We start from the raw sequence: 24,468 nt of genomic DNA, 5'->3' as shown, positions 1-24,468 counted from the left end.
GATTGGGATACTGGTAGAGATGCAGTTCGATGGCAGGTTCCGGTCTGCGCATGCTGAATTTCTAGAGGAGACATCTAACTTTGGTTGATGAACGGGCGATCTGCGGTGCAAGAAACAACGCTGATTGGTACGAGGCTGTATTTTCGGTTCATGGACTAGAGTATCATCGCAAGGAACATGCCTTTGTGGCTCAGGATGTTCCGCCTCCATGTTATTCCAAGTTGACGGTCCTTTCCCCAAACGAGACAGAGGCAATTACTGCAGAGCTTGTGGAGCTGGCGGAACGCTTTGATGGTGACATTGGTCTCAAAGACAGCTTTTGCCAACTCGACCTGACCAAGAATGGTTTCGAAACGCTTTTTGCCGCTACTTGGATATGGCGGTCACCTCGTTCTGCCATGATGCCGGCTGGGTGGGAAATCGTGAGAGATGGCAGTGATTTGTTGTTGTGGGAAGACAGTTGGAAGCGCAACGGTTCGCCCGCCGAACAAAGAATGTTTCCAGATACCCTTCTTGCCCGCAATGACGTTGTTTTTCTGGGACATCGGGCCAATGGACATTTCAATGCGGGCTGCATCGCGAACAAATCAGCCGATAGTGTGGGCCTCTCCAGTCTATTCGCTGAAGAACCTTCTGCACTCTTGTTCTCGCAGGCTGCTGACGCGGTTTCGTCGGTTGGCGGAGATTTACCCATTGTAGGATACGAGTCGGGCGATAAGTTGGCGTTCTCCAAGAAAGCTGACTTCGATTTAGTGGGCCAACTGCGTATCTTGGTAACGCGAGCCGCAGATTTCTGAAGTGACGTGGCTGTCAAAATTGGCCGGTAGCTTCTCGCCGAAGCAAACATGTTGGAAACCGGTTTGTCCGCATTGCGCGCGTTCACCTGGTTCGAAATTTCGCAGTCGTGGCAAGTGTCCGGAATGCGGGCTGCAGACGCGGCGTTCTTACGACATGCTTAAGGTCGGCTAAGGTCCGCTCGCGAAAGCATGAAACCTTGCTGGGCGTGGACTCCAAAAGCTAACGTTGTGAAGACCGGTAGCGTTCGGAAGTGGCATAGTAATCATCAAACCCGATCCGTGCGCGCAGGTCGGCAAAGTCCATCTGGGCCGGGCGCTCGTCATCACGCATGGCACGCAGGGTCGTGACCATTGCTTGCATTGCCGCCGCCATCAGCGACAGGGGATAGGCCGCAATGCTGTATCCGATGTCGTGCAAGATAGCGTTTGGCAGGTCAGGAGTCTCGCCGCCCTCAACTATGTTGGCCATCTTCGGACCCGGTAAAGAGGTACAAACCTCGCGCATTTCCTGCTCGGACCGGGGGGCTTCTACAAACAGGATATCTGCGCCAAGCTCAGCGAATTTGGCAGCGCGCTCAATCGCTTCCCCAAGACCGTGTTCATGCCGCGCATCCGTCCGAGCAAGGATCAGGATATCACTGCCTTGAGCGCGCAGCGCGTCGCGTTCGTCCACCGCTGCGCGCACACGGTCGAAAGCCTCATCACGGGACACCACCGCCTTGCCCGGTGTGTGTCCGCATCGTTTGGGTGCCAGTTGATCCTCGATCATGATCGCGGCGGCTCCGGCCTTGGCAAAGCCCGCCACGGTGCGGCGCACGTTCATGGCGTTGCCGTACCCGGTATCCCCGTCACCGATGAGCGGAATGGTGGTTGCATCCGTAATGTTGCGCACCTGATCAAGCACCTCGGCGTAGCTCATGAGGCCCAGGTCGGGGGCACCAATGCGGCTGGCCGACGCGGCAAAGCCAGACATGAACGTCAGTGCATAACCTTCCTGCGCGATCAACTTGGCGGATAGCGCGTCAAAACAGCAGGGCATGATGTGGCACGTATTCTGCTTCAGCAGGTGGCGCAGGGTCTCGGTTGGGGTCATTTGGCTGGTTACCATTTGAAGGGGATGTAGAGGGCGAGGTCCGGCAGGACATACAGCAACACAACCGTGAAAAGCATCAAAGCCAGAAATGGCCAGACGCCCCGCGCGACATTCGAAAGACTGGTCCGGGCCACCGATTGAATGACATAGAGGTTCAACCCCACGGGCGGTGTGATAAGCGCGCATTCCACCATGATGACCATGTAGATTCCAAACCAGATCGGATCAAAGCCCATACCGAGGGCCGCAGGCAACAGAACCGGTGTCATGATGAGGATCATTGAGAGCGCCTCGAACACCAGTCCCATCAGCAGAAGCACTATGGACACCACGAGGATGAACATGATCGGCCCGTCGATGGTTTGTGTCAGGAAGGCTGAGATATCCTGGGGTATTCGATAGAGCGCGATGGCTTTGCCAAAGACCTTGGCGCCCGCCACGATCAGCAGGATTGCCGCCGTGGTAATGGCGGACTCGCGCACGGCTTCCCACAACGTCGCCCAAGTTAGCGTGCGTAGCCAGAAGGCCACGATACACAAGGCCGCCGCTGATCCGACCGCTGCAGCCTCTGTCGGGGTGAAGGCGCCGGAGTAAAGCCCGATGATCACCAATGCGGCCAAGGACACTGAGGGCAAAGCACGTTTTGAGGCTTCCATCCGCTCGGACATGCTGGCCTTGGGGACATTTTCAAAGTTACCTGAAAGCTTCGCGTGCAGCATCGCAAACACGATGAAAAGCAAAACCAACACAAGCCCCGGCCCGATGCCCGCAAGGAAAAGCGCAAGGACGGATTGTTCGGTGACGAAACCGTAAACGATCATCGGGATCGAGGGCGGGATCAGAATGCCCAGCGTGCCGCCTGCGGCCAGCAACCCGTAGACGAAGCGTTTTTCATAGCCACGGTTGATCATTTCCGGGATCGCGACCGTACCGATGGTGGCTGCCGTGGCCACCGAAGACCCGGAAATTGCAGCAAACAGCCCGCAACTGATGATGGTTGCTACAGCCAAGCCTCCGGGCCAGTGCCCGACCCAGGCCTGCACCGCCGCAAAGAGATCCCGCCCGACGCCGCCCTTCAACAGCAGGTTCGACATCAAAAGGAAAAGGGGCACGGCCAACAGGATGAACCCGTCCAGTGTGGACAGGATGGATTGCGGTGCCATCAGTGGGGAAAAGCCGCCCAACAGCAACATGCCCAGCCCCATGCCACCCAGTGCAAAGGCCACCGGCACCCCCAGAAGCAGCAAAGCAAACAGGCAGGCGAGGATCAGTAGGATTGTCATTCGTGCGTCGCTCCGAGATGAGCGGTATCGGAGCCGCGCAACTTGATCAGTTCCACGACGCCCTGCAGCGCCAGAAGTCCGAAGCCGATTGGAACAGATGCCTCTGCGATCCACACAGGCAGGTTCAGAAGCGAGCCGGTTGTGCGGCCGCGAACGAAACTCTCAAGAAAGATGTCGAAGCCCCAGAAGGCGACAATCGCCGAAAAGACGACGACGATCACCAGCGCAACAGACGCGCAAACCTTTTGCGCCATGGGCGGCAGGAGGGTCGTGATCGCATTCACGGTGATGTGCCGCCGCAGGGTTAGCAAATGTGCCATGGCCAGCAAGCAGCCCCAGATCAGGCATAGCTGGCTCAACTCCGCGGCCCAGATCGTCGGGCGGATGAAGAAATAACGTGCGATGACCTCGTAGGTCAGCATGACGCCGGTGGCCGCCAGCATGACCGCACCGAGGACACAGGCCCCCTGTGACAGCGATGTTATGACTTTCATGTCGCGGACAAACAGGCGGCCCAAAGGTCGCCTGTAACATTGTGCTGTGTCATCTGGATCAGGAGCCCGAATTCACACCAAGCGCGTCCAGCACCTGCTGCCCGGCCTCACCCGTGGCGGCCAGATAGCCGTCGATCACCGGCTGGGAAACTGCCTGCCATGCGGTGAGTTCCTCGTCGGTAAGCTCCACGATATTCATGCCGTTCTCTTCTGCAGCCGCGTAGGCATCCGCCTCGATCAGGCTCATACGGTCACGCACATCGCTTTGCGCCACGTTGGCCGCATCGCGGATATGACCTTGCGTTTCTGCATCAAGACCGGCCCACCAGTCATTGTTGACCACAACGACGAATTCGATGTTGGCGTGGTTGGTCTTGGTGATGGTGTCCATCACCTCCCAAAGTTTGCGGGATTTCACGCCGGAAACCCCGGTCATGCCCACATCGACCGTGCCCCGCTGGTATGCAAGATACTGCTCGGAACCCGAGATGAGTGTCGGCGCACCGCCAGCAGCCGTCACGAAATCACCCAGTGTTTTGCCAAACACACGGGCCTTTTTGCCCTGCATGTCGGCAGGCGTGCGGATCGGTTCATCCTGCGACAGCAAGATCGCCCCGCCATAGGCTTGCCAATAAAGGACAGAACCCCCGGTCTTGGCGATTTCCGTTTCCAGGATGTCCCGTACAGGCGAGCCTTCGGCAACCGCGGCGCGCACCTTTTCCTCTGTGTTGAACAAAAATGGCATGTAGAACACATCGACCACAGGCGCATCGCCCACATAGCGGGTCAGTGACGCGACACCGGCCTCGATCGCGCCAGAGCCAACAGCAGCAGGCACTTCCTTGTCCTTGTAAAGCGTGGCGCTGTCATAGATTTCTACGTCGATCGCACCGCCTGTGCGTTCCTCCACCTCCTTTTCGAAAAGGATGAGGTTTTCACCGAGGTGGCTGGTGAGTGGAAGTTGTAACGAAACCCGCATCTTCTCTTGTGCGATGGCGGCAGTGCCCAGCAAAGACAGGCTGGCGGCAGCGATTATGGCTTTGTGAAACATTGTATCCTCCCAGAAACAGTACCGATCAGGATTCCCGAGTGACTTGAAATTAGCAACCGGGTATTCGCTTGGGCGCATGGATGCCGGTTTTTTGGACAGACACTGGTTGTTGAAAACACCGTGCGCAAATGAATTGATTTCAGGGCGGCCCGTCTCGGCAGCGCGACTCCGTCCGACGTCATGACCCTGTAGTCGCCCGCGTGACAGCCCAAAGGGCGGCCGGTGAGGCATGGCCAAGATGGATGTCCGTTCCTTAGCCAAGCCCGATGCCAAGATATCGACCACTTGCATCTTGAGCAGGGCGCAGAGCGTGAATAGCGGTCGGTAAAATATTGCTATGACTGCCCCGCCAGTCCACCACTCCAGTGCTATGATGCTGCTGTGCCGCCGCAGTCCAGTTTCAGCACATGACACCCATTGGTCAAGTCGCAACGAATGGCGGCTCTTTAGCCCAATATCGAAGCTATATGGTTCTGAAGCGTGGTCTTACCGCGAACCGGCTTATCTGCCGTATTCGTCTTTCCATCGATCATCCGGCGGGTCATGCAGGCATAAGAAGCCGCCGCCTCTTCCGAAAACCCGAAGCTGCGGAATGTCTCTTCCAGAGCCTCGCGCGGAATTTCCTGAACCTGAACATCACGGCCTATTACTTTTGCAAACGCGGCGGCGACATCGTTCGCCGTGTATCGCTCCGGTCCTTCGATATGCGCGATGCCCACATCTTCGGTTCCCGACAAGAGGCGCCGTGCGGCGGCCTTTCCCAGATCGCGAGGCGCAACCATGGGGATGGAAAGATTGGCCGGGAAAAAACTGAGCAACGTGCCGGACTCTTTCACGGGCTCGACCATCCCGGCCCAGTTGCTCATGTAGTATCCACCCCTGTTGATTGCGGCTGGGATCGGCTGCTCCCGCAACGCTTTCTCAAACGCGTGAAGCACGGTGAGATCGCCGCAGCGCTCGCCTTCAAAAGCCCCGTAAGTTGATTGCGCCACGACTTTTTCAAGCTCTGAGCCCTCGAGTGCCGAAATGATGGCGGCCATGTTCTCGCGTTCTTCTTCATCGGTATCGCCTGAAGGCTCGGCTGGCGGGTTGAGCAGAAACGCACGCGTGCCGGTTCGAAAAACGTCTCGCAAAGCATCGACACTGCGAATGTTGACCTCGGCAATCTGCGCGCCGGCCTCCTTCAATGCGGCGCCATGATCCCTATCGCGCGAGACAATCGTGACTTTTTGACCTGCGTCCAACAAAGCGCGTGCCGTCGCCGAGCCGACCCGTCCGGTTCCACCGAGAATGATATGCATGCTGACCTCCTGCCTTGTTTTCGGTCAGAGCCTATCCTTGCATCGCGTCAGGACTTGTCAGGAACATGCCTCAGACGGTCGAGTGGTGCTCGATGCGGCAAAAGGGAAAGAGAGCACAAATGGGCAGATGCTGCGAGTGGCAAAGAGAATTTCCATTTGAAATGGGCGTGACGGTTTTGGTCGTATGCATCTGATCCGTGTGAGTCGGAAGCTGTGGGGCGACAAGGGCATACGTCTCTGCATCCCGGGTTGGAAACGGCGCAAAAAGACGGTGATATACTACAAGCCCAGTTACAAACGACGCTCTCGCGTCGAGATCATGTTTGGAAAACTCAAGGAGTGGCTGCGCTGGGCAACCCTTTATAACCGCTGTCCAAAGGTCTTCGTTTCCACAAATCTTCTCGCTGCACTCGTCATCTTTTGGCCATGAGCCCTGAGCTTCGCGTCCGGCCGTCAGACGGGGATTTCAACAACGCTTTTCGCATTGCCTATATACAAGCCAACAATAGCCGTCGTGTATTGTCAGCTGTCATCTCGACCGGATTTCCACCGGTACTGGGGTCGCTCAGCGCCCCGGCGACGACTCGATCAATATCAATGCCGTTGATCCCCATTTCGGTGAGGGTTTTGGGAATTCCAAGCGACGCATTGAACTCACCGACAAAGGTGCAGAAGCCGTCGAAGCCGCCCTCAATGTTCAGGTAGTTCGCGGCCTGTCCGATGACGCCAGAGATTGCGGGCTTGTTGAAGTGCAAGACGGCGGGCATGCACACGGCATTGGTGGTGCCGTGATGCGTGTGGTACATGGCGCCAATCGGGTGCGAGAGTGCATGAATGGCCCCCAAACCCTTCTGGAACGCCGTCGCCCCCATCGCTGCCGCAGACATCATATGGGCACGCGCCTCAAGATCAGTGCCATCTGCATAGGCGCGCGGCAGGTAGTCTTTGACCAGACGCATACCTTCCAGCGCCATACCCTGTGACATCGGATGGTAGTGAGGCGAGCAGAACGCTTCGACGCAATGGGCAAAGGCATCCAGACCGGTGCCCGCCGTGATGAACTTGGGCATTCCAACCGTCAGTTCAGGGTCGCAAATCACCACGGTCGGGAGGAATTTCGGGTGGAAGATGATCTTCTTCTCTTCGGTTTCGGAATTGGTGATGACGGAAGCACGACCAACCTCTGACCCGGTGCCTGCGGTGGTGGGGACAGCTACGATCGGGGCGATTGCATCCGCATCGGCACGGGTCCACCAGTCACCGATATCTTCGAAGTCCCAAAGGGGCCGGGTCTGCCCCGCGAGAAAGGCAACGAGCTTGCCCAGATCGAGGCCGGAGCCGCCACCAAAGGCAACCACGCCGTCGTGCCCGCCATCCTTGAAGGCCTGAACGCCGGCAGCGGCATTATTTTCGTTCGGGTTTGGATCAACATCTGCAAAGATGGCGCGCCCAAGGCCCGCAGCCTCGAGCAAATCAAGCGTTCTGGTCGTGATCTCCATATCCGCCAGACCGCGATCCGTGATGAGCAGCGGTTTCTTGATGTTCGCAGCGCAACAGGCATCTGCGATCTCGGCTATGCGCCCCGCGCCGAAACGTATTGCGGTGGGATAGGACCAGTTTGCAGTCAGAGCCATGGCGTCAGACCTTTTTCAGGTGGAAGGATTTTGGACGTGTGAGGTTGTGGTAGCCGATGACCGACAATCCTCCTCCGCGTCCGGTGTCTTTGCAGCCGGTCCAGCACAACCCGGGGTCAAGATAGTCCGCCCGGTTCATGAAGACAGTTCCAGTTTCAATCTGGCCTGCGATGGCTTCGGCGCGCGCGGTGTCGCGGGTCCAGATGGATGCAGTCAGACCAAAGCGGCTGTCGTTCATCAGTTTGATCGCTTCGGCATCGTCCCTGACCGGCATGATGCCGACCACCGGGCCAAAGCTTTCGTCGCGCATGACGCGCATGTCGTGGGTCACATTGGTCAGGATTTGCGGGGTCAGGTAGGCGCCCCCGTCATCCTCGGCAAAGGGGTTGATATGGGCCGTTGCGCCATCGGCAATCGCTTCGGCCGTCTGCGCGCGCACTTCATCGGCAAAACGCTTGTGCGCCATGGGACCCAGCGTGGTGTCGGGATCAAGCGGGTTGCCCAGCTTGTATCCACGTACAATCGCCACGGCCTTTTCGACAAAGGCGTCAAAATGCTGTTCAGCGACATAGATACGTTCAATCCCGCAACAGCATTGGCCAGAGTTGAACATGGCACCGTCGATAAGCGTGTCCGCAGCTGCAACCAGATCCGCATCGTCACAGACATAGCCGGGGTCCTTACCACCCAATTCCAGACCGATGCCCGTGAATGTGCCTGCTGCGGCCCGTTCGATCGCTTGCCCGCCGCCGACAGAGCCAGTGAAGTTCACGAAGCCGAAGGATCGTGCCGCGATCAGGTCGGATGTCGTTTGATGGTCGAGAAAGATGTTTTGGAACACGTCCTCGGGAATGCCCGCAGCATGGAAGGCCTGTGCCATGCGTTCGCCGACCAAGGGCGTCTGGCTGGCATGTTTCAACATCACCGTGTTGCCCGCGATCAGTGCGGGTGCAACCGTGTTGATCGCGGTCATGTAGGGATAGTTCCAAGGCGCAACGACCAGAACCACCCCGTGCGGTACCCGCTTCATGACACGGCGGAAGCTGTTGCTGTCTTCGACCTCAATATCCGCGAGCGCGTCCTTTGCGATTTTGGCCATGTAGCTGGCGCGCTCGTCAAAGCCGCCAAACTCACCACCGTAGCGGATTGGGCGGCCCATCTGGTGGGCCAGCTCGGGCACGATCTGATCGTTCATCTTGCCCACATTCGCGACGCCTGCTTGCACAAGGGCAATGCGGTCTTCCAACGGTCGCGCCGCCCAGTCCGCTTGCGCGGCCTTGGCAAGCGCCACGGCAGCGTGCGCGGCGTCAGCGGATAGGGTGGGGCGTTCGGCATAGACCGCGCCATCAATCGGAGAAATGCAACGGATCATGTGTCAGGCCCTTTCAAAGCCACGGGCGATTTCCCAATCGGTCACCACGCGGTCGTATTCTTCCTGTTCCCACTCGGCACAGCGCGTGTAGTGGGCAACAACGTCCTCGCCAAACGCCTCCTTGAGAAAGGCCGAATTGCGCAATGTCTCGGTCGCAGCGCGCAATGTCTGCGGAATGTCCTGTGCGCCATCCGCGTCGTACACATCACCGGTGGTTGGCGGTGCCAAGGTCATCTTGTCTTCGATGCCCTTGACGCCCGCCGCAAGCATGGCCGCTTGTGCAAGATACGGGTTCAGATCGCTGCCACCGATGCGGCATTCCACGCGCACGCCCTTGGTGCCGTCTCCGCACAAACGGAACCCGGCGGTGCGGTTGTCTACGGACCACACCGTCTTGGTCGGGGCAAAGGTGCCTTTGGCAAAGCGTTTGTAGCTGTTGATGTAGGGCGCCAGGAAGAACGTGTAGTCGGGTGCATAGGTGATCAGTCCCGCCATGTAGTGATCCATTAGCGTGGATTTTCCCAAGTCGGCGTCCGCGTCATAGAATGCAGGTTCGCCATCCTTCCACAGTGACTGATGCACATGAGAGGAGCTGCCCACCTTGGTGTGGTCCCATTTGGGCAGGAAGGTCGCGGCATGCCCCTTTTGCCACGCGATTTCCTTGATCGCATTCTTGGCAATCGTGTGGTGATCGGCGCAGTCCAGCGCGTCCGCATAGCGGATGTTCAGCTCTTCCTGACCGGCCTCTGCCTCTCCCTTCGAGTTCTCGATGGGCAGCCCGGCGGCGAACAGATTGTTGCGGATGGGGCGCATGACGCCCTCTTCCTTGGTGGTTTGCAGGATGTGGTAATCTTCGTTGTAGCCGCTGATCGGGGTCAGATTGCGAAAGTCGCCCTTGCGGATGTCATCGAAGCTTTGTTCGAACAAGAAAAACTCCAGTTCGGTTGCCATCATGGCGTCATAGCCAAGTGCTTTCAGCCGTTCGATCTGGCGTTTCAGGACCTGGCGTGGTGCGTGGGGAACCGGTGCATGGGTGTGGTGATCAAGGATGTCGCACAGAACCATGGCCGTGCCTTCCAGCCACGGAACAAGGCGAAGGGTGCCAAGGTCCGGCGCCATGACATAATCGCCATACCCGCCTTCCCAGCTGGATGCGGCATAGCCGTCGGGCGTGGCCATTTCGAGGTCTGTGGCCAGCAAGTAGTTGCAGCAGTGGGTTTCCTTGAATGACGTTTCCACGAAGTTCACCGCGTGGAACCGTTTGCCCATCAGGCGGCCCTGCATGTCCGGAAAGCAGGTCAGAACGGTGTCGATGGACCCGTCTTTGACCTTCGACTTAAGGTCATCAAAACTCATCAATCCCGGCATGTGCGTCTCTTTCGTAGTGGTGAAGGGGGCGGTGTCGGACCGCCCCCGTGCGATCTGTTTATCCGTAGCGGTATGGCCGTCCGGCTTTGACCATGTCGGCGTTGTACTTCTTGAAGATGTCGACCACCTTGCGCTTCGTTTCGCTTTCGGCGGCGATCTCCTCCCAGAAGTCCTGCGCTGCATTCTCGACCTGCGCCCATTCTTCGTCCGGGATCGTGGTCAGCTCCATTTTGGTGCCGTTCACGCGCAGATCGGCTTCACCCCCCAGTACCAGTGTTGGCGGTAGTAGTGGGACTGTTCACAGCACACCTGGAACAGTTTCTGCAGGTCTTCCGGCAGTTCGTTCCAGCGGTCCATATTAGCAAAGAAGTGACCGATCCAAGCCCCCGAGATGTTGTTCGTCAGGAAGTAGTTGGTCACATCGGCCCAGCCCACGGTGTAGTCTTCGGTAATGCCTGACCATGCGATGCCATCCAGCTCGCCGGTCTGCACGGCAACTTCGATATCCTCCCATGGCAGGTTCACGGGCACGACACCAAACTGGCTGAGGAAGCGCCCGGCTGTGGGGAAGGTAAAGATCCGCTGGCCTTTCAGATCTTCTAGACTGCGGATTGGGTCTTTGGTGGCGAAGTGGCAAGGGTCCCACGCGCCTGCGCTGACGTGTTTGACGCCAACAGCAGCATACTCCTCGGCCCAGATGTCGTTCAGCCCGTAGCGGTTGAACAGCACCGGTACGTCGAGCGAATAGCGCGAGCCAAAGGGGAAGTAGCCTCCGAACACAGTGACTTCGGTGGGCGAGGCCATCGAGTCATCGTCCGACTGCACCGCATCAATTGTGCCGCGTTGCATGGCCTGGAACAGTTCGCCCGTGGGCACCAGTTGGTCGGCATAGAACAACTCGATCTGCATGCGGTCGCCCGCGATGTCGTTGAACATCTTGATCGCCGGGTCAATCACCTCGGCCGCGAGGGCTGCGCCCGCATAGGTCTGCATCCGCCATTTGATTGTGCTTTGGGCCAGGGCCGGGGCGGCCAATGTCGCAGCCGGTGCTGCAATGGCAGCCCCCTGAATAAACTTACGTCTTGTTGTCATAGTTTTACTCCTAGTTGGTTGATGCCGGTTGGCCCGGCTTATGAATTCATTTTCCGTAAACGTAATTGGGAAGCCATGTGGCGAGGTCCGGGAAGCTCATCACCAGAGTAAGGGCGAGGACCATCACAAGGACAAATGGCGTAATAGAAGCATAGATATCGCGCAGGGAAATCTCGGGCGGGGCCATCGCGCGCATCAGGAAAAGGTTATAGCCAAATGGCGGTGTCATGTAAGCGATCTGGGTCGTGATCGTGTAGAGGATGCCGTACCAGATCAGGTCGAAACCGAGGGCACCGACCAGCGGGACATAGAGCGGCGCAACAATCACCAGCATCGCCGTATCATCCAGAAATGTACCCATCAGGATGAAGCTGAGCTGCATCAGGATAAGGATCATCCAGGGGTTCAGGTTCAGCCGCTCGGTGAACAGGCTTTCGATTGCCTTTACCGCGCCAAGACCGTCAAAGACCGCGCCAAACGCCAGTGCGGCAAGGATGATCCACATGAACATGCAGGTGATGCCCAACGTGTTGCGGACCGAATTCTCAAAGACTTCTCGCGTCATGCGCCCTTTTAAGACTGCCACTGCAAAGGCGGCTAATGCGCCAATGGCCGAGCTTTCGACCAGCGACGTCCATCCGTTGACGAAAGGCACCATCATCACGGCGAAGATGATCAATGGCAGCAGTCCGGCGCGCAACAGCTTCAGCTTTTCAGCGCGGGGCATGTCACGCTCTTCGTCGGTCAGAACCGGGCCGAGTGCGGGGTTCATCCGGCAACGGATCGCAATATAGGCAATGAACATTGCCGCCATCATCAACCCCGGCACGATACCCGCCAGCCAGAGTTGCCCCACCGGTTGCCGCGCAATCATAGCGTAGAGCACCAGCACCACTGAAGGCGGGACAAGGATGCCAAGGGATGACCCAGCCTGAATCACCCCTGTCACCATCCGCTTGTCGTAGCCGCGTTTCAGAAGCTCGGGCAGGGCGATGGTTGCACCGATTGCCATGCCGGCAACGCTCAAACCGTTCATGGCCGAGATCAACACCATCAACCCGATGGTGCCGATGGCCAACCCGCCGCGCAAACCGCCCATCCAGACATGGAACATGCGGTAGAGGTCGTCCGCGATCTTGGACTCGCTCAGCACATACCCCATGAAGATGAACATCGGCAGCGTCAGAAGCGGATACCACTTCATCAACTTCATGGCCGCGGCAAAGCCGATGTCATATCCCCCGCGATCCCCCCACAGCAGCAGGGCTGCGATGACCGCAATGAAGCCTATCGCGCCGAACACACGTTGCCCCGTCAGCAGCATGAGCATCATGGAGGAGAACATGAGGGTGGCGATCATCTCGTAGGGCATCAGATCTCGGCCCCCTTGAGACGCAGGATGTCTTTGAAGAACTCGGACAGGCATTGCAGGATCATCAGCAGGAATCCGACGATCATAACGGCCTTGATCGGCCACATGTAGGGACGCCAGGCCGAGGAGGATTGTTCAAGCCGCCCAACCTCCTCGGTGCCGATTAAAACGCCAAGCAGGTAGGAGAACGGCGCATCTTTCCAGTATCCCAACGAATAGGCGGTGGAGCTGACAGCACCATAGAGTAGGACGCAAAGATAGAAGATCAGCAGCAGGACGGTGATCGCGTCGAACCACGCTTTGCGTCGGACCGACCAGCTTCCGTACAGCAAGTCCATCCTGACATTCGAGCCGAGTTGCAGCGAGTACGGCCCGCCCAGGATATAGTAGCCGACCATTACGAACTGTGCCATTTCCAGCGTCCACAGCGACGGTAGGAAAAACGTCTTGCTGATGGATGACCACAGCAAAATAACCATCAGGGCAAAGATGCCGTACATCGCCACGCGGCCAATACGATAATTCACCGCGTCCACGCCTTTGATGTAGCCGCGCATCAAGCCTTGCATGACGTGTGCTCCAAACTGACACCAAGCGTGGCAAGGGCGTCGACCGCCCAGCTGCTCAGTGTGTTCGCCATATCAAGCTGTGTGGATCCGGTTGTGATCAGATCGTTGCGGATCTCGATCATGACATTCAAATAACCGTGCGGCACTGCATGTGTCTTAAGCGTGTGGGTTACACCATGCTCGGGGCCATAGGGCGCGTTTCGCTGAACCTGCAAGTCTGTGTGGTTCGGGGCTGTTGTCAGGAAGGCGTCCGCCAGCCGCGCGTCTGCATCGTGCAGGATTCCAACTTCAACATCGCGGGCGGAGCCGTTGTAGACCGGTGTGAAACTATGGATCGTGATGATGATGGGGGACGTGCGCGCCTGTATCTGTTCTGCCAACGCGTGGTGGAACGGATAGTAATAGGATTGCGCGCGCTGGGCGCGATCCTGCTTCGTTAGACCTTCATTGCCGGGAATGGCAAAAGCCTCGCTCGTTGCTGGCATGGCATCGGTGGCTTCTGGCGGGCGGTTGCAGTCATAAACCAGTCTAGAGACCTTCGCCTCGACCAGTGCAGCCTCTAGATACTGCGACATGCCCAATGCAACGCCTCGCGCACCGGGATCCCAAGCGACATGGCTGCGCCTTGCGGGTTCGGGCAGGCCCAGATCATCAAACTCGCTCGGGATGAAGTGGCTGGCATGTTCACACACCAAAACCATCGACGAGGCCGCATCGCCCCGCGTAATCTGAACCACATTTTTGGTCTGGTTGCTGTGTGCCATTCGGTCCCCTGCGAACAAACTGGTTGCCAAAAGGCGCATCTGTCAACACAGTTGTGAAAAATTTATCACAAGCAGAGATGGCCTGATAAATTATTAAACAATAGGAGGGCGCATGGGAGAGGCGACCCAAACAATCTCGGATCTGATCCAGAGCAAGCTTGATGACCTGACCCGTGCCGAACGGCAGTTGGCGCTGTCCGTCTTGCAAAACTATCCGGCATCGGGCCTTGGTACCCTGACAGCGCTGGCACAGAACGCGGGCGTGTCTGTTCCAACCGTTGCGCGCATGGTGCAAAAGCTTGGATACAAGGGGTATCCCGAGTTTCAGGCGGCGCTGCGCGAAGAGCTGAAGGCGAAGGTCAAAACCCCGATCGCAAAGCACGAGACGTGGGCAGAGGCCGCACCTTCGGAGCATATTCTCAACCGATTTACCGACGCCGTGATCGAGAATATCCGACTGACCCTGAGCCAGATTGATCCAGACGCGTTTGATCAAGCGTGCCGTTTAATTGGCGACGAGAGCCGGCATCTTTACATTGTCGGGGGGCGCATCACACACACGCTGGCCGAATACCTGTTCATGCACATGCAGGTCATCCGGCCAAATCTGACACATGTACAAACAACGTCGAATACGTGGCCGCACTATTTGCTCAACGTGCAAGAGGGAGATGTCCTTGTTGTTTTCGATGTGCGTCGCTACGAAAACAACACGCTCAAGCTTGCCGAAATGGCGGACAAACGCGGTGCGAAGATTGTCCTCCTGACAGATCAATGGCGCTCGCCCGTCCATCAGCTGGCGCACATATGTTTGAGCAACAGGATTGTTGTTCCGTCGGCATGGGATTCGGCCACAACCATCATGTTGCTGGTGGAAACCATGATCTCGGCCATACAGTCGTTGAATTGGGAAGCCACAAAAGAACGCGTCGAAAACCTGGAAGACATGTTCGATCAGACCAAGCTGTTTCGAAAGTTTACCTGAGTAGCCTTGATCGAGGCCACGCATCCGTTTTTCGAATTGGCCCAATTGATGATACCAACGGGCTTTCTTGCTCTACCAACACGAGGAAGGCGGTCCAAAGTTAGATAGAATCTCCTGATACGGACTGGTCAAACATCCCCCCGTTCCTGATTGTACAAGTGTGCACATCGAGTACTGCGGCGACTCGCCCATCTGCGCATTCTGAAAGTAAGCCGTGGACGTATGAGGGAGCAGCACCAGTTCCGATAGCATATTTGTCTTAAAATCAAATACTTAATATCGTCAGCGGCTTCAAATGATGAACGCACCTCAAATATTCGTTGACATGATGTACGTTCCTCAAATAGCGTTTCCGCAGGGTCAACGCTCAACGATGACCCGTAGGGAGGATCATATGAAAAAAATGACTTCAGCCGCCGTAGGTGCGGCCCTAATGACGTCTGTCAGCGTGCCAACCATGGCCATGGCAGAGGATTTGACACTGTGCTGGGCCGCCTGGGATCCAGCCAACGCATTGGTAGAGCTGAGCAAGGAATTCGAGGCCCAATCCGGCCACAGCATGAATTTCGAATTCATCCCGTGGCCCAATTTTGCCGACCGGATGTTGAATGAGTTAAACTCCGGCGGCAAACTCTGTGACCTGCTGATCGGCGACAGTCAGTGGATCGGCGGCGGTGCCGAGAACGGTCATTACGTCAAGCTGAACGACTTCTTCGATGCCGAAAGCATCAGCATGGACGACTTCGCGCCTGCGACGGTTTACGCCTATTCCACTTGGCCCAAGGGCACGCCGAACTACTACGCGCTGCCTGCCATGGGGGACGCCAACGGCTGGTTCTATCGCAAGGACTGGTTCGCCGACCCTGAAATCCAGGCTGCTTTCAAAGAAGCGACTGGTCGCGATCTGGGTGAGCCGCAAAGCCAAAGGGAAATGCTGGAAATCGCTCAGTTCTTCCAGGGCCGCGAGATTGATGGCAAGACTGTCTACGGTGCCTCCATCTTCACCGAACGCGGGTCCGAAGGGATCACCATGGGTGTGACCTCTGCGCTCTATCCATGGGGTTTCAAATATGAAAACACCCCCGGCTCCTACGATATGGAAGGGGCGGTGAACTCTCCCGAAGCCGTCGAAGCGCTGGAATTCTACAAGGAATTCTACGAAACCGCGACGCCGCCGGGTTACACCAACTCCTACATGGGTGAATCGCTCGACGCGTTCAAATCCGGTCAGGTCGCCATGGCGATGAACTGGTTTGCGTTCTTCCCCGGCCTCTACGCTGACCCGAACACCGGTGGGGACAAGATCGACTTCTTCGTGAACCCACCCCAGAACCAAGCGGGTTCGACATTGGGCGGGCAGGGGATCTCGGTCGTGGCCTACTCGGACAAGCAGGACGCAGCGCTTGAATACATCAAATGGTTCGCGAACCCCGATGTGCAGGCCAAATGGTGGGAACTGGGCGGCTACTCAGCCCATAACTCGGTCCTGAACGACCCGGGCTTCAAGGACAGCGCACCGTTTGCCGGTGACTTCCTCGAAGCGATGGGTGCAGTACAGGACTTCTGGCAGGAGCCAGCCTATGCCGAACTGCTGCTGGCTATGCAGAAGCGCGTCCACGACTACGTGGTCGCCGATCAGGGCACTGCTCAAGAAGCCCTCGACAAGCTGATCGAGGATTGGACCGAAGTGTTCGAAGACGAAGGCAAACTCTAAGCCATCCCCGGGTGGGCGATGCAGCCCACCCTCTCTCTTCCCGTAGTCTTTGACACTTCCATGGGTGGGCCCACGGGCCCACCCCACAGGACAGGTTTGCCAGATGACAGACACCATCGCCAATCGCGCCGCCAAGGCGACACCGCAAAAGGTAGCGCGTAAGATCAAGGGATTGAGCGACCGCGCCATCGCGTGGATCTTTGTCGCCCCCACGATCTTCCTGCTGCTGGCAATCAACATCTTTCCGCTGATCTGGACGATCCAGCTCAGCTTTACGAATTACAAAGCCAACCGCCTGAACCGCGAACCGGAATTCATCGGCCTGCGCAATTACGAGCGTATCCTGACCGACAGCGACATCTGGCTGAACATGCAGGCCACCGCGCACTTCCTGTTCTGGACCATCGCGCTGCAGGTGCTGATCGGGTTCACGCTGGCCTGGCTGATCAACAAGAAATTCAAGGGCAATGACCTCTGGACCACGATCATTGTGTTGCCTATGATGCTGTCGCCTGCCGTGGTCGGCAACTTCTGGAAATTCCTGTACCAGCCACAAATCGGGCTCTTCAACTACATCATCGCCTTCTTCACCGGCAAGGAACCGTCAAGCTTCGAAATGCTTGGCTCGGTCCAACTGGCCCCATGGTCCATCGTCATCGTTGACACGTGGATGTGGACGCCCTTCGTGATGCTGATCTGCCTCGCCGGGCTCCGCTCCATACCCGACTACATCTACGAAGCGGCCGAGGTCGACCGCGCCTCAAAACTCCGCCAGTTCTTCACCATCACAATCCCCATGGTACTGCCTTTCTTGATGCTCGCCGTCCTGTTCCGCGGAATCGAGAACTTCAAGATGTTCGATCTGGTGGTGCAACTCACTGGCGGCGGACCGGGTTCGACAACCGAACTCACCTCAATCAACCTAAAACGCGAGGCGTTCGAGAAATGGCGCACCGGATACGCGTCGGCCTACGCCATCATCCTCTTCGTCACGGTGTTCGGCCTTGCCAGCATCTACGTCAAAGCCCTCAACAAAGTGAAGGAACGCTGAGAATGCCCCGATCCATCCTTCATCTTGCAAGAAAAACTTTCGGGGGGCGGCGTGCATGCGCCGGGGGGCAGACAGCCCCCCTCCCAACCCCTAAACCCATCGCGGACCTCACATCATGAGCGCCTATTCTGTCACCGAACCCAGCACGCGCTCCAAATGGTTCGCCGGATCGCTGGTCATCCTCTACGCGCTGATCACGATGATCCCGCTGGCATGGATCATGCTCACCGGGTTCAAATCGCCCAGCGATGCCATCAGCTACCCCCCAAGGTCGTGTTCGAGCCCACGCTTGAAGGCTACGTGAACCTCTTCACCACACGCACGCGGCAAACCCAGGATTTCCTCGAAACCAACCCGCCGCAAAACTGGGCAGACGAGATCGTGCGCGAATACGACATGGTCATCGTCGGCCCCTCGAAATTCGGCGAACGGTTCCTGAACTCGGTCATCATCGGCTTCGGCTCGACATTCCTCAGCATCTTCCTCGGCACACTCGCGGCCTACGCCTTCAGCCGGTTCAAGATCCCGCTGGCGGATGACCTCCTGTTCTTCATCCTCAGTACACGGATGATGCCGCCCATCGCCGTCGCGATCCCGATCTTCCTGATGTACCGCAACCTCGGCCTCAGCGACACGCATCTGGGCATGATTCTGCTCTATACGGCTGTGAACATCTCGCTCGCTGTCTGGCTGCTCAAAGGGTTCATCGACGAAATCCCGCGCGAGTACGAAGAGGCGGCCCTGATCGACGGCTACACGCGGTTCCAAGCATTCTACAAAGTGGTGCTGCCACAAGCCGCGACGGGCATCGCCTCCACGGCCATCTTCTGCCTGATCTTTGCCTGGAACGAATACGCCTTCGCGGTGCTGCTGACCTCTGCCACGGCCCAAACAGCCCCGCCCTTCATTCCAACCATCATCGGCGTTGGCGGCCTCGACTGGCCCGCGGTTGCGGCGGGGGCCACGATCTTCCTGCTGCCCGTGATGATCTTCACCATCCTGCTGCGAAAACACCTGCTGCGCGGGATTACATTCGGAGCGGTGCGCAAATGACCCGTCTATGTCGGACCACAACATCTTGGTGCACCGGGGGGTGCCGGTGGGGTGCACAGGGGGTGTACGGATGCTGTACGGATGTCACCCCCCGTTTTCAACCAATCGGAGGGCACATCATGAGAGGGTTCTTCACCGGCCTCATGCGCCTGCGCCGCGGCCCATGGGAGGCGCTGGCGACCATCATCATCGCCCTTGGCGTCTTCATGCTGATGCAACCTTTCGTGCTCTGGGCCTTTACCTATTCCTTCATCACGACGCTGGTGGGCACGGTTATGTTCATCGTCGTCAGCCACTTTCCGGAGGGTGAATGACATGTGGGAACAAGCCTGCCCGATCCTGCCCTCGCGCAACTTTGACGCGACGCAAACGTTCTACGCTCGGCTCGATTTCGACACCTGGTACAAGGACAACGACTACCTTCTGATGAACCGCGACAAGGTCGAACTTCACTTCTTCTCACACCCCAAACACACCCCCGAAACCTGCAACCACGGGGTCTATATCCGTCCCAAATCGGTCGATGCGTTGTCTGATCAAATCGCAAAGCTGGACCTGCCGCGCGCAGGTGCCTTCCCGAAATTTCTGCCCGCCGAAAACAAGCCGTGGGGTATGCGCGAAGCCACGCTATGGGACCCCGACGGCACCCTCTTGCGGATTGGCGAGGAGACTACAGATGGCTGAAATTGTTATCAAAAACGTTCGCAAGGAATTCGGCGATTTCGTCGCGGTTCGGGAAAGCTCCTTCACCATCGAGGACGGCGAATTCTTCATGCTGCTGGGTCCCTCGGGCTGCGGCAAGACCACAACGCTCCGTATGATCGCAGGTCTCGAACTGCCCACCAGCGGCGAAATTTTCCTCGACGGGGAAGAGATAGGCCAGCGCCCTCCCTCCGAACGCGACATCGCCTTCGTTTTCCAAATGTTCGCGCTCTATCCGCACATGAACGTCTACAAGAATCTCAGCTACCCGCTGGTCAGCCAAGGCATGCCGCGCGCGCAGGTGCGGGCGAAGGTTGACGAGGTCGCGACAATCCTCGGGATCAAGGACATTCTCAAGAAACCCGTGGGCGGGTTGTCGGGCGGCGACCGCCAACGCGTAGCACTGGGCCGCGCCATCGTACGCGAGCCCAAAGCCTTCATGATGGACGAACCACTGGGTGCACTTGACGCTGAATTCCGCGAACACATGGCCGAAGAACTGCGCGCCCTGCACGACCGCATGGGCGCCACCACCGTCTATGTCACCCATGACCAGCTAGAGGCCATGCAGATGGGCGACAAGATTGTGGTGATGAACAACGCCGTGGTCGAACAGTTTGGCAAACCACAAGACATCTACGACATGCCCGCCACGATGTTTGTGGCTGACTTTATCGGCTCACCATCCATGAACTTTTTGAATTTCAACGGTAAAGTAACCGAAGGCGCCGCCCAGGTTGTGTTGGACGGGCAGGCCATGACCATCCCCACCACCCGCGAGGGCGCAGCGGGTGATCTGGTCTTTGGCGTGCGCCCTGAACATATCCAGCTGTCTGACGACGGGGCATATCGCGGCAAGGTCTTGGCGACCGAATACCTCGGTACAACGCAGATCATCACACTCGATACGCCAAATGGTGAGGTCAAGGCGCGCATCGCTTCGGACCAACCCGCCACGGTGGGCGAGACGGTGGGCCTTGGCTTCAACAGCAGGACAGTGACCCTGTTCGATAGGGGTACGGGGCGGGCCTTGCGATCGGAACTGAATGAAGGAGTGCTGGCCCATGGCTGAGGTGCAACTGACCGGCGTCTCCAAATCGTTCAAAGCCACGAAGGCTGTGATCGACATGGACCTGACCATTCCCGACGGCGCTTTTGTGGTGCTGCTTGGACCAACGGGGGCTGGCAAGACGACAACCTTGCGCCTGATTGCGGGGCTGGAAAAGCCGGATGCGGGCGATATCCATATCGGGGGCACACCAGTGACAGGTCTGACCCCGGCCCAGCGTGATGTGGCAATGGTGTTTCAGCAATATTCGCTGTACCCGCACATGTCCGTGCGCGACAATCTGGCCTTTCCTCTCCGCTCGCCCATCCTCAAGACGCCCGAAGATGAGGTTGCGCGCAAGGTGCAAGAGGTGGCCGATGTGCTGCACATCCCGCACAAGCTCGACAATAAGGCAACCGAACTGTCGGGGGGCGAAATGCAGCGTGTGTCCATCGGGCGCGCGCTTGTGCGCGATCCGCAGGTTTACCTGATGGATGAGCCGCTTAGCTCGCTCGATGCCAAGCTGCGCGCGGACCTGCGGATCGAGTTGAAACGCATCCATGCAGAACTGGCAGCGACGCTCCTTTACGTGACCCATGACCAGATCGAGGCGATGACCATGGCCACCCATGTGGGCGTGCTGGACGAGGGCCGTTTGGTGCAGTTCGGCACCCCGCGCGACATCTATGAAAACCCGCGCACGGCCTACGTCGCTGCCCGGCTGGGTCAACCCCGCATCAACCTGCTGCCTGTTGGTTTGTTGGGAGAGGACGCGCCTGCGGGCGCGCATCAAGTTGGATTGCGACCTGAAAACATCCGGCATGGATCGGGCCGTGATGCTCAGGTTGTGCGCGTGGAACACCTGGGAGACCAGACGCGGTTGCACCTGAAAGTTGCAGACCATGATGTCATCACACTGACTGATCCACACACCTCGCTTAGCGCAGGCGAAACGATCCAGATTGCACCGGAAAACCCCGTCTTCTTTGACGCCGCAGGCGCACGGATCACCTGAGAAAGGACAAGCACATGACACAATTCGTCAATGCGAAAGAGGATTTGGTCAAGGAAGCCATTGACGGGCTGCTGGCCTGCTCGGGCGGGGCTTTGACAAGGCTCGACGGGTATCCGCATATCAAGGTGGTTTACCGGTCTGACTGGAGCCGTGATCGGGTGGCGTTGATCTCTGGCGGCGGCTCGGGCCATGAACCGGCACATGCGGGCTTTGTGGGCCCCGGCATGTTGACCGCCGCGGTCTGTGGAGAGGTGTTCGCCTCACCGTCGGTTGAGGCGGTGTTGGCCGGTATTCTTGCGGTGACAGGCGAGGCGGGCTGCCTGCTGATCGTCAAGAATTACACCGGAGACCGGTTGAATTTTGGCCTCGCGGCAGAGCGCGCCCGCGCGCTGGGGCGCAAGGTCGAGATGGTGGTGGTCGATGACGACATTGCGCTGCCCGATCTACCGCAACCGCGTGGTGTTGCGGGCACGCTCTTTGTCCACAAGATTGCGGGCGCCATGGCCGAAGCGGGCGAACGGCTTGAGGATGTGGCGGCTGCTGCGCGTCGGATCATCAAGAATGTGGCGTCCATCGGCACCAGCCTCGACACCTGCACGGTCCCGGGGTCGCCCAAGGAAAACCGCATTCCCACCGGCAAGGCAGAGCTGGGCCTTGGGATTCATGGTGAACCGGGTGTGGAACAGGTCGACTTTTCGGGCGCGGCAGAGGCGATGGATCTGGTCCTGACCAAACTGCGCGACCATGCGCCCGATGGTCCATGTGTTGCATTGGTCAATAATCTTGGATCGACCACACCCCTCGAGATGTCCGTGCTGTGCCATAGGCTGGCACAAGCGGGCATTGCCAGCCATGTCATTGGCCCGGCCTTGATGATGACATCGCTTGATATGCACGGGTTCTCCGTATCGGTTTTGCCCACAACGCAAGAGGATTTGGACGCGCTGGCTGAACCCGTCCCGATGGCGGCATGGCCGGGAATGCAGGCACTGGTGGATGTGCCCGTGACCGCTTTGCCGGATGGGTTGACCCCCATCGAACCCATCCCCTCTGCCAACGCGCAGACCCGGAATACGATTGCTCAAGTCGCTGACGTCCTTATCGCGGCGGAAAGCACCTTGAACGAGTTAGATGCCAAGTCCGGTGATGGAGACACGGGCAGCACCCTCGCGACAGCCGCGCGCGCGCTCAAAGACCGGCTGGATGCAATGCCTCTGGCGGATCTCACCCAGCTTTTCCCCGCGCTAGGGAATGAGTTGAGCCAGACGATGGGCGGATCGTCAGGTGTCATTCTTGCCATCTATTTCAACGCGGCGGGTGATGCCTGCGCGGGCGGCGCTCCGGTCCACAAGGCGTTGGCCGAAGGTTTGAAGCGTGTGAGTGATGTGGGAGGCGCGCAGGTGGGGGATCGCACGATGATCGACGCGCTTGCTCCGGCGCTAGACGCACTTTCAGACGGAATAGATGCGTCGGCGGCCGCGGCGCGCAAAGGGGCCGACAGCACGGCACATATTCACCGTGCAAAAGCGGGGCGTGCGGCGTATGTGCCCTCGGAGAATTTGAAGGGGCACAATGACCCAGGGGCCGAGGCAGTGGCGCTGGTCTTTGAAGGGTTGGCCACAGCCATGAAAGGGTAGGCGCGGTTGAACAAGCAGGACGCCAAGACCGGTATCAAACCAACCGTCAATGACATCGCGCGCGTGGCGGGCGTGTCGCTTGCGACGGTTGATCGAGTGTTGAATGCACGGCCTGGCGTTCGATCCGTGACTATCGAAAAGGTCAACAAGGCCATTGCCGAGTTGGGTTACGTTCGTGACACGGCTGCTGCAAATCTGGCGCGCGGTCGGGTCTATAACCTGCTGTTTATCTTGCCGGATACGGCCAATGAATTTGTGGTGGCGCTGGATCATCATGTGACCGAACAGGCCATCAAGCTACGCCACCAGAGGACAACGCTGGACACAGTGCGGGTACTCCCCTTCGACCCGCAAGCCATTGTTCAGACACTGGACGATGTGGATGCAAACCGGACGGACGGGGTGGCAGTATTCGGACCAGAAACGCCGTCGGTTCGTGATGCGGTCAAGCGCGCCCGCGCGCGCGGGATAGTCGTTGTTGCGCTGGTCGCGGATTTGCCCAGTTCCGAGCGTGATCACTTTATCGGAGTGGACAACGTGGCCGCTGGCAGAACCGCCGCACATCTCATGGGACGCTTCGCCCGGCAAAATGGGCACGTGTTGGTCATCACCGGATCACGGCTGGCCCGCGATCACCTCGAACGTCGCAAGGGCTTTGATGCGGTGATGTCTAAACAGTTCCCGGAGTTGGACGTTGTTGCCTCGATCGAGGGACGGGATGATCCCGAGTTGATCCGCAAGATGCTGCCGGACGTCTTCGCCGCCTATCCCGATCTGTGCGGAATCTATTCGTCGGCCGCGGGCAATCCCGGCTTGATCGAATATCTGAGCGACAATCCGCACTCTGATTTGGTTGTCATTGCGCATGAACTCACCCCAACCTCGCGCACCGCTTTGAACAATGACGTATTCGATGCCATCATCTCTCAAGACACTGGTCATCTTGTGCGATCTGCCGTGCGATTAATGAAGGCGACGGCAGACCGGCAGCCCATCGACCACACACAGGAACGCATCCGTATCGACATCTATCTGAAGGAAAACATGCCAACCACCTGAGCGGCATGAAGGGA

Annotated in this window: 21 protein-coding genes and 3 pseudogenes; 12 read left to right on the top strand and 12 right to left on the bottom strand. The window is 58.1% G+C overall.

Features of this window, described 5'->3' with window-relative positions:
- Nucleotides 1-80 precede the first annotated feature (80 nt).
- Nucleotides 81-797, top strand: coding sequence for a hypothetical protein (locus ACZ1HN_RS19170; protein WP_472728646.1), 717 nt, complete (start codon nt 81-83; stop codon nt 795-797).
- 220 nt (nt 798-1,017) lie between these two features.
- Here the strand turns inward: ACZ1HN_RS19170 and ACZ1HN_RS19165 are convergent, their stop codons facing one another.
- The 5 genes from ACZ1HN_RS19165 to ACZ1HN_RS19145 all read right to left on the bottom strand — a co-directional run bounded on the left by ACZ1HN_RS19165 (nt 1,018) and on the right by ACZ1HN_RS19145 (nt 6,019).
- Nucleotides 1,018-1,890, bottom strand: coding sequence for an isocitrate lyase/PEP mutase family protein (locus tag ACZ1HN_RS19165; RefSeq protein ID WP_472728645.1), 873 nt, complete (start codon nt 1,888-1,890; stop codon nt 1,018-1,020).
- An 8-nt stretch (nt 1,891-1,898) separates the two neighbouring features.
- Nucleotides 1,899-3,173, bottom strand: a complete 1,275-nt coding sequence (locus ACZ1HN_RS19160; protein WP_472728644.1) for a TRAP transporter large permease — start codon at nt 3,171-3,173, stop codon at nt 1,899-1,901.
- The gene (locus tag ACZ1HN_RS19155) at nt 3,170-3,667 is read right to left on the bottom strand and encodes a TRAP transporter small permease (protein ID WP_472728643.1); all 498 of its coding nucleotides are present in this window, start codon (nt 3,665-3,667) and stop codon (nt 3,170-3,172) included. The genes ACZ1HN_RS19160 and ACZ1HN_RS19155 overlap by 4 nt, the downstream gene beginning before the upstream one ends.
- Before the next feature lie 58 nt (nt 3,668-3,725).
- Nucleotides 3,726-4,718 carry a TRAP transporter substrate-binding protein gene (locus tag ACZ1HN_RS19150; RefSeq protein WP_472728642.1) on the bottom strand — a complete coding sequence of 331 codons (993 nt, stop codon included), beginning with the start codon at nt 4,716-4,718 and terminating at the stop codon, nt 3,726-3,728.
- A 446-nt stretch (nt 4,719-5,164) separates the two neighbouring features.
- Nucleotides 5,165-6,019 carry an NmrA family NAD(P)-binding protein gene (locus ACZ1HN_RS19145; protein ID WP_472728641.1) on the bottom strand — a complete coding sequence of 285 codons (855 nt, stop codon included), beginning with the start codon at nt 6,017-6,019 and terminating at the stop codon, nt 5,165-5,167.
- A 220-nt stretch (nt 6,020-6,239) separates the two neighbouring features.
- Here ACZ1HN_RS19145 and ACZ1HN_RS19140 point away from each other — a divergent pair.
- Nucleotides 6,240-6,449 (top strand): annotated as a pseudogene (locus ACZ1HN_RS19140) (IS5/IS1182 family transposase); the annotation flags it as partial.
- A gap of 58 nt (nt 6,450-6,507) precedes the next feature.
- On the opposite strand, the gene ACZ1HN_RS19135 reads toward ACZ1HN_RS19140, so the two are convergent.
- The 7 genes and pseudogenes from ACZ1HN_RS19135 to ACZ1HN_RS19105 all read right to left on the bottom strand — a co-directional run bounded on the left by ACZ1HN_RS19135 (nt 6,508) and on the right by ACZ1HN_RS19105 (nt 14,190).
- The gene (locus ACZ1HN_RS19135; RefSeq protein WP_472728640.1) at nt 6,508-7,653 is read right to left on the bottom strand and encodes an iron-containing alcohol dehydrogenase; all 1,146 of its coding nucleotides are present in this window, start codon (nt 7,651-7,653) and stop codon (nt 6,508-6,510) included.
- Between the two features lie 4 nt (nt 7,654-7,657).
- A complete protein-coding gene (locus ACZ1HN_RS19130; protein WP_472728639.1) occupies nt 7,658-9,025 on the bottom strand; it encodes an aldehyde dehydrogenase family protein in 1,368 nt (455 codons plus the stop codon).
- Nucleotides 9,026-9,028: 3 nt separating this feature from the next.
- Complete coding sequence (locus ACZ1HN_RS19125) at nt 9,029-10,393, bottom strand: glutamine synthetase family protein (protein WP_472728638.1); 1,365 nt, start codon at nt 10,391-10,393, stop codon at nt 9,029-9,031.
- A gap of 58 nt (nt 10,394-10,451) precedes the next feature.
- Nucleotides 10,452-11,485: pseudogene (locus ACZ1HN_RS19120) on the bottom strand (TRAP transporter substrate-binding protein).
- A gap of 46 nt (nt 11,486-11,531) precedes the next feature.
- Nucleotides 11,532-12,857, bottom strand: a complete 1,326-nt coding sequence (locus tag ACZ1HN_RS19115; protein ID WP_472728637.1) for a TRAP transporter large permease — start codon at nt 12,855-12,857, stop codon at nt 11,532-11,534.
- On the bottom strand, nt 12,857-13,426 hold the full coding sequence (locus tag ACZ1HN_RS19110; RefSeq protein WP_472728636.1) for a TRAP transporter small permease subunit: 570 nt from the start codon (nt 13,424-13,426) through the stop codon (nt 12,857-12,859). Before ACZ1HN_RS19110 ends, ACZ1HN_RS19115 begins: the two co-directional genes overlap by 1 nt.
- Nucleotides 13,414-14,190 (bottom strand): N-formylglutamate amidohydrolase, encoded by a 777-nt coding sequence (locus tag ACZ1HN_RS19105; RefSeq protein WP_472728635.1) that lies wholly within the window; start codon nt 14,188-14,190, stop codon nt 13,414-13,416. Before ACZ1HN_RS19105 ends, ACZ1HN_RS19110 begins: the two co-directional genes overlap by 13 nt.
- 112 nt (nt 14,191-14,302) lie before the next feature.
- Here ACZ1HN_RS19105 and ACZ1HN_RS19100 point away from each other — a divergent pair, with 112 nt between their 5' ends.
- From ACZ1HN_RS19100 to ACZ1HN_RS19055, 10 genes and pseudogenes are all read left to right on the top strand, one after another.
- Nucleotides 14,303-15,175: a MurR/RpiR family transcriptional regulator gene (locus ACZ1HN_RS19100; RefSeq protein ID WP_472728634.1), complete on the top strand. Its 873-nt coding sequence runs from the start codon at nt 14,303-14,305 to the stop codon at nt 15,173-15,175.
- Nucleotides 15,176-15,578: 403 nt separating this feature from the next.
- Nucleotides 15,579-16,889, top strand: coding sequence for an ABC transporter substrate-binding protein (locus ACZ1HN_RS19095; protein ID WP_472729353.1), 1,311 nt, complete (start codon nt 15,579-15,581; stop codon nt 16,887-16,889).
- 103 nt (nt 16,890-16,992) lie between these two features.
- Nucleotides 16,993-17,940, top strand: a complete 948-nt coding sequence (locus ACZ1HN_RS19090) for a carbohydrate ABC transporter permease (RefSeq protein WP_299598966.1) — start codon at nt 16,993-16,995, stop codon at nt 17,938-17,940.
- Between the two features lie 115 nt (nt 17,941-18,055).
- A pseudogene (locus ACZ1HN_RS19085) lies at nt 18,056-18,993 on the top strand (carbohydrate ABC transporter permease).
- Nucleotides 18,994-19,112: 119 nt separating this feature from the next.
- A complete protein-coding gene (locus ACZ1HN_RS19080) occupies nt 19,113-19,307 on the top strand; it encodes a hypothetical protein (RefSeq protein WP_299202240.1) in 195 nt (64 codons plus the stop codon).
- A 1-nt stretch (nt 19,308) separates the two neighbouring features.
- Nucleotides 19,309-19,677: a bleomycin resistance protein gene (locus tag ACZ1HN_RS19075; RefSeq protein ID WP_472728633.1), complete on the top strand. Its 369-nt coding sequence runs from the start codon at nt 19,309-19,311 to the stop codon at nt 19,675-19,677.
- Nucleotides 19,670-20,767, top strand: coding sequence for an ABC transporter ATP-binding protein (locus ACZ1HN_RS19070; protein ID WP_472728632.1), 1,098 nt, complete (start codon nt 19,670-19,672; stop codon nt 20,765-20,767). The genes ACZ1HN_RS19075 and ACZ1HN_RS19070 overlap by 8 nt, the downstream gene beginning before the upstream one ends.
- Nucleotides 20,760-21,758, top strand: a complete 999-nt coding sequence (locus ACZ1HN_RS19065; RefSeq protein WP_472728631.1) for an ABC transporter ATP-binding protein — start codon at nt 20,760-20,762, stop codon at nt 21,756-21,758. The genes ACZ1HN_RS19070 and ACZ1HN_RS19065 overlap by 8 nt, the downstream gene beginning before the upstream one ends.
- 14 nt (nt 21,759-21,772) lie before the next feature.
- Nucleotides 21,773-23,395: a dihydroxyacetone kinase subunit DhaK gene (locus ACZ1HN_RS19060; protein WP_472728630.1), complete on the top strand. Its 1,623-nt coding sequence runs from the start codon at nt 21,773-21,775 to the stop codon at nt 23,393-23,395.
- Between the two features lie 6 nt (nt 23,396-23,401).
- The gene (locus tag ACZ1HN_RS19055) at nt 23,402-24,454 is read left to right on the top strand and encodes a LacI family DNA-binding transcriptional regulator (RefSeq protein WP_472728629.1); all 1,053 of its coding nucleotides are present in this window, start codon (nt 23,402-23,404) and stop codon (nt 24,452-24,454) included.
- Nucleotides 24,455-24,468 lie beyond the last annotated feature (14 nt).

The sequence above is a fragment of the Tateyamaria sp. GN1-10 genome, assembly GCF_055693845.1.
Note: the sequence above shows the minus strand (reverse complement) of the source record. Positions and strands in the feature narration are given on the sequence as shown.

Coding starts and splice junctions, on each gene's coding strand:
- ACZ1HN_RS19060 (WP_472728630.1), top strand. CDS start 21,773: ATGACACAATTCGTCAATGCGAAAGAGGATTTGGTCAAGGAAGCCATT.
- ACZ1HN_RS19070 (WP_472728632.1), top strand. CDS start 19,670: ATGGCTGAAATTGTTATCAAAAACGTTCGCAAGGAATTCGGCGATTTC.
- ACZ1HN_RS19075 (WP_472728633.1), top strand. CDS start 19,309: ATGTGGGAACAAGCCTGCCCGATCCTGCCCTCGCGCAACTTTGACGCG.
- ACZ1HN_RS19165 (WP_472728645.1), bottom strand. CDS start 1,890: ATGACCCCAACCGAGACCCTGCGCCACCTGCTGAAGCAGAATACGTGC.
- ACZ1HN_RS19125 (WP_472728638.1), bottom strand. CDS start 10,393: ATGCCGGGATTGATGAGTTTTGATGACCTTAAGTCGAAGGTCAAAGAC.
- ACZ1HN_RS19130 (WP_472728639.1), bottom strand. CDS start 9,025: ATGATCCGTTGCATTTCTCCGATTGATGGCGCGGTCTATGCCGAACGC.
- ACZ1HN_RS19080 (WP_299202240.1), top strand. CDS start 19,113: ATGAGAGGGTTCTTCACCGGCCTCATGCGCCTGCGCCGCGGCCCATGG.
- ACZ1HN_RS19115 (WP_472728637.1), bottom strand. CDS start 12,857: ATGCCCTACGAGATGATCGCCACCCTCATGTTCTCCTCCATGATGCTC.
- ACZ1HN_RS19145 (WP_472728641.1), bottom strand. CDS start 6,019: ATGCATATCATTCTCGGTGGAACCGGACGGGTCGGCTCGGCGACGGCA.
- ACZ1HN_RS19155 (WP_472728643.1), bottom strand. CDS start 3,667: ATGAAAGTCATAACATCGCTGTCACAGGGGGCCTGTGTCCTCGGTGCG.
- ACZ1HN_RS19160 (WP_472728644.1), bottom strand. CDS start 3,173: ATGACAATCCTACTGATCCTCGCCTGCCTGTTTGCTTTGCTGCTTCTG.
- ACZ1HN_RS19090 (WP_299598966.1), top strand. CDS start 16,993: ATGACAGACACCATCGCCAATCGCGCCGCCAAGGCGACACCGCAAAAG.
- ACZ1HN_RS19105 (WP_472728635.1), bottom strand. CDS start 14,190: ATGGCACACAGCAACCAGACCAAAAATGTGGTTCAGATTACGCGGGGC.
- ACZ1HN_RS19110 (WP_472728636.1), bottom strand. CDS start 13,426: ATGCAAGGCTTGATGCGCGGCTACATCAAAGGCGTGGACGCGGTGAAT.
- ACZ1HN_RS19135 (WP_472728640.1), bottom strand. CDS start 7,653: ATGGCTCTGACTGCAAACTGGTCCTATCCCACCGCAATACGTTTCGGC.
- ACZ1HN_RS19150 (WP_472728642.1), bottom strand. CDS start 4,718: ATGTTTCACAAAGCCATAATCGCTGCCGCCAGCCTGTCTTTGCTGGGC.
- ACZ1HN_RS19065 (WP_472728631.1), top strand. CDS start 20,760: ATGGCTGAGGTGCAACTGACCGGCGTCTCCAAATCGTTCAAAGCCACG.
- ACZ1HN_RS19095 (WP_472729353.1), top strand. CDS start 15,579: ATGACTTCAGCCGCCGTAGGTGCGGCCCTAATGACGTCTGTCAGCGTG.
- ACZ1HN_RS19100 (WP_472728634.1), top strand. CDS start 14,303: ATGGGAGAGGCGACCCAAACAATCTCGGATCTGATCCAGAGCAAGCTT.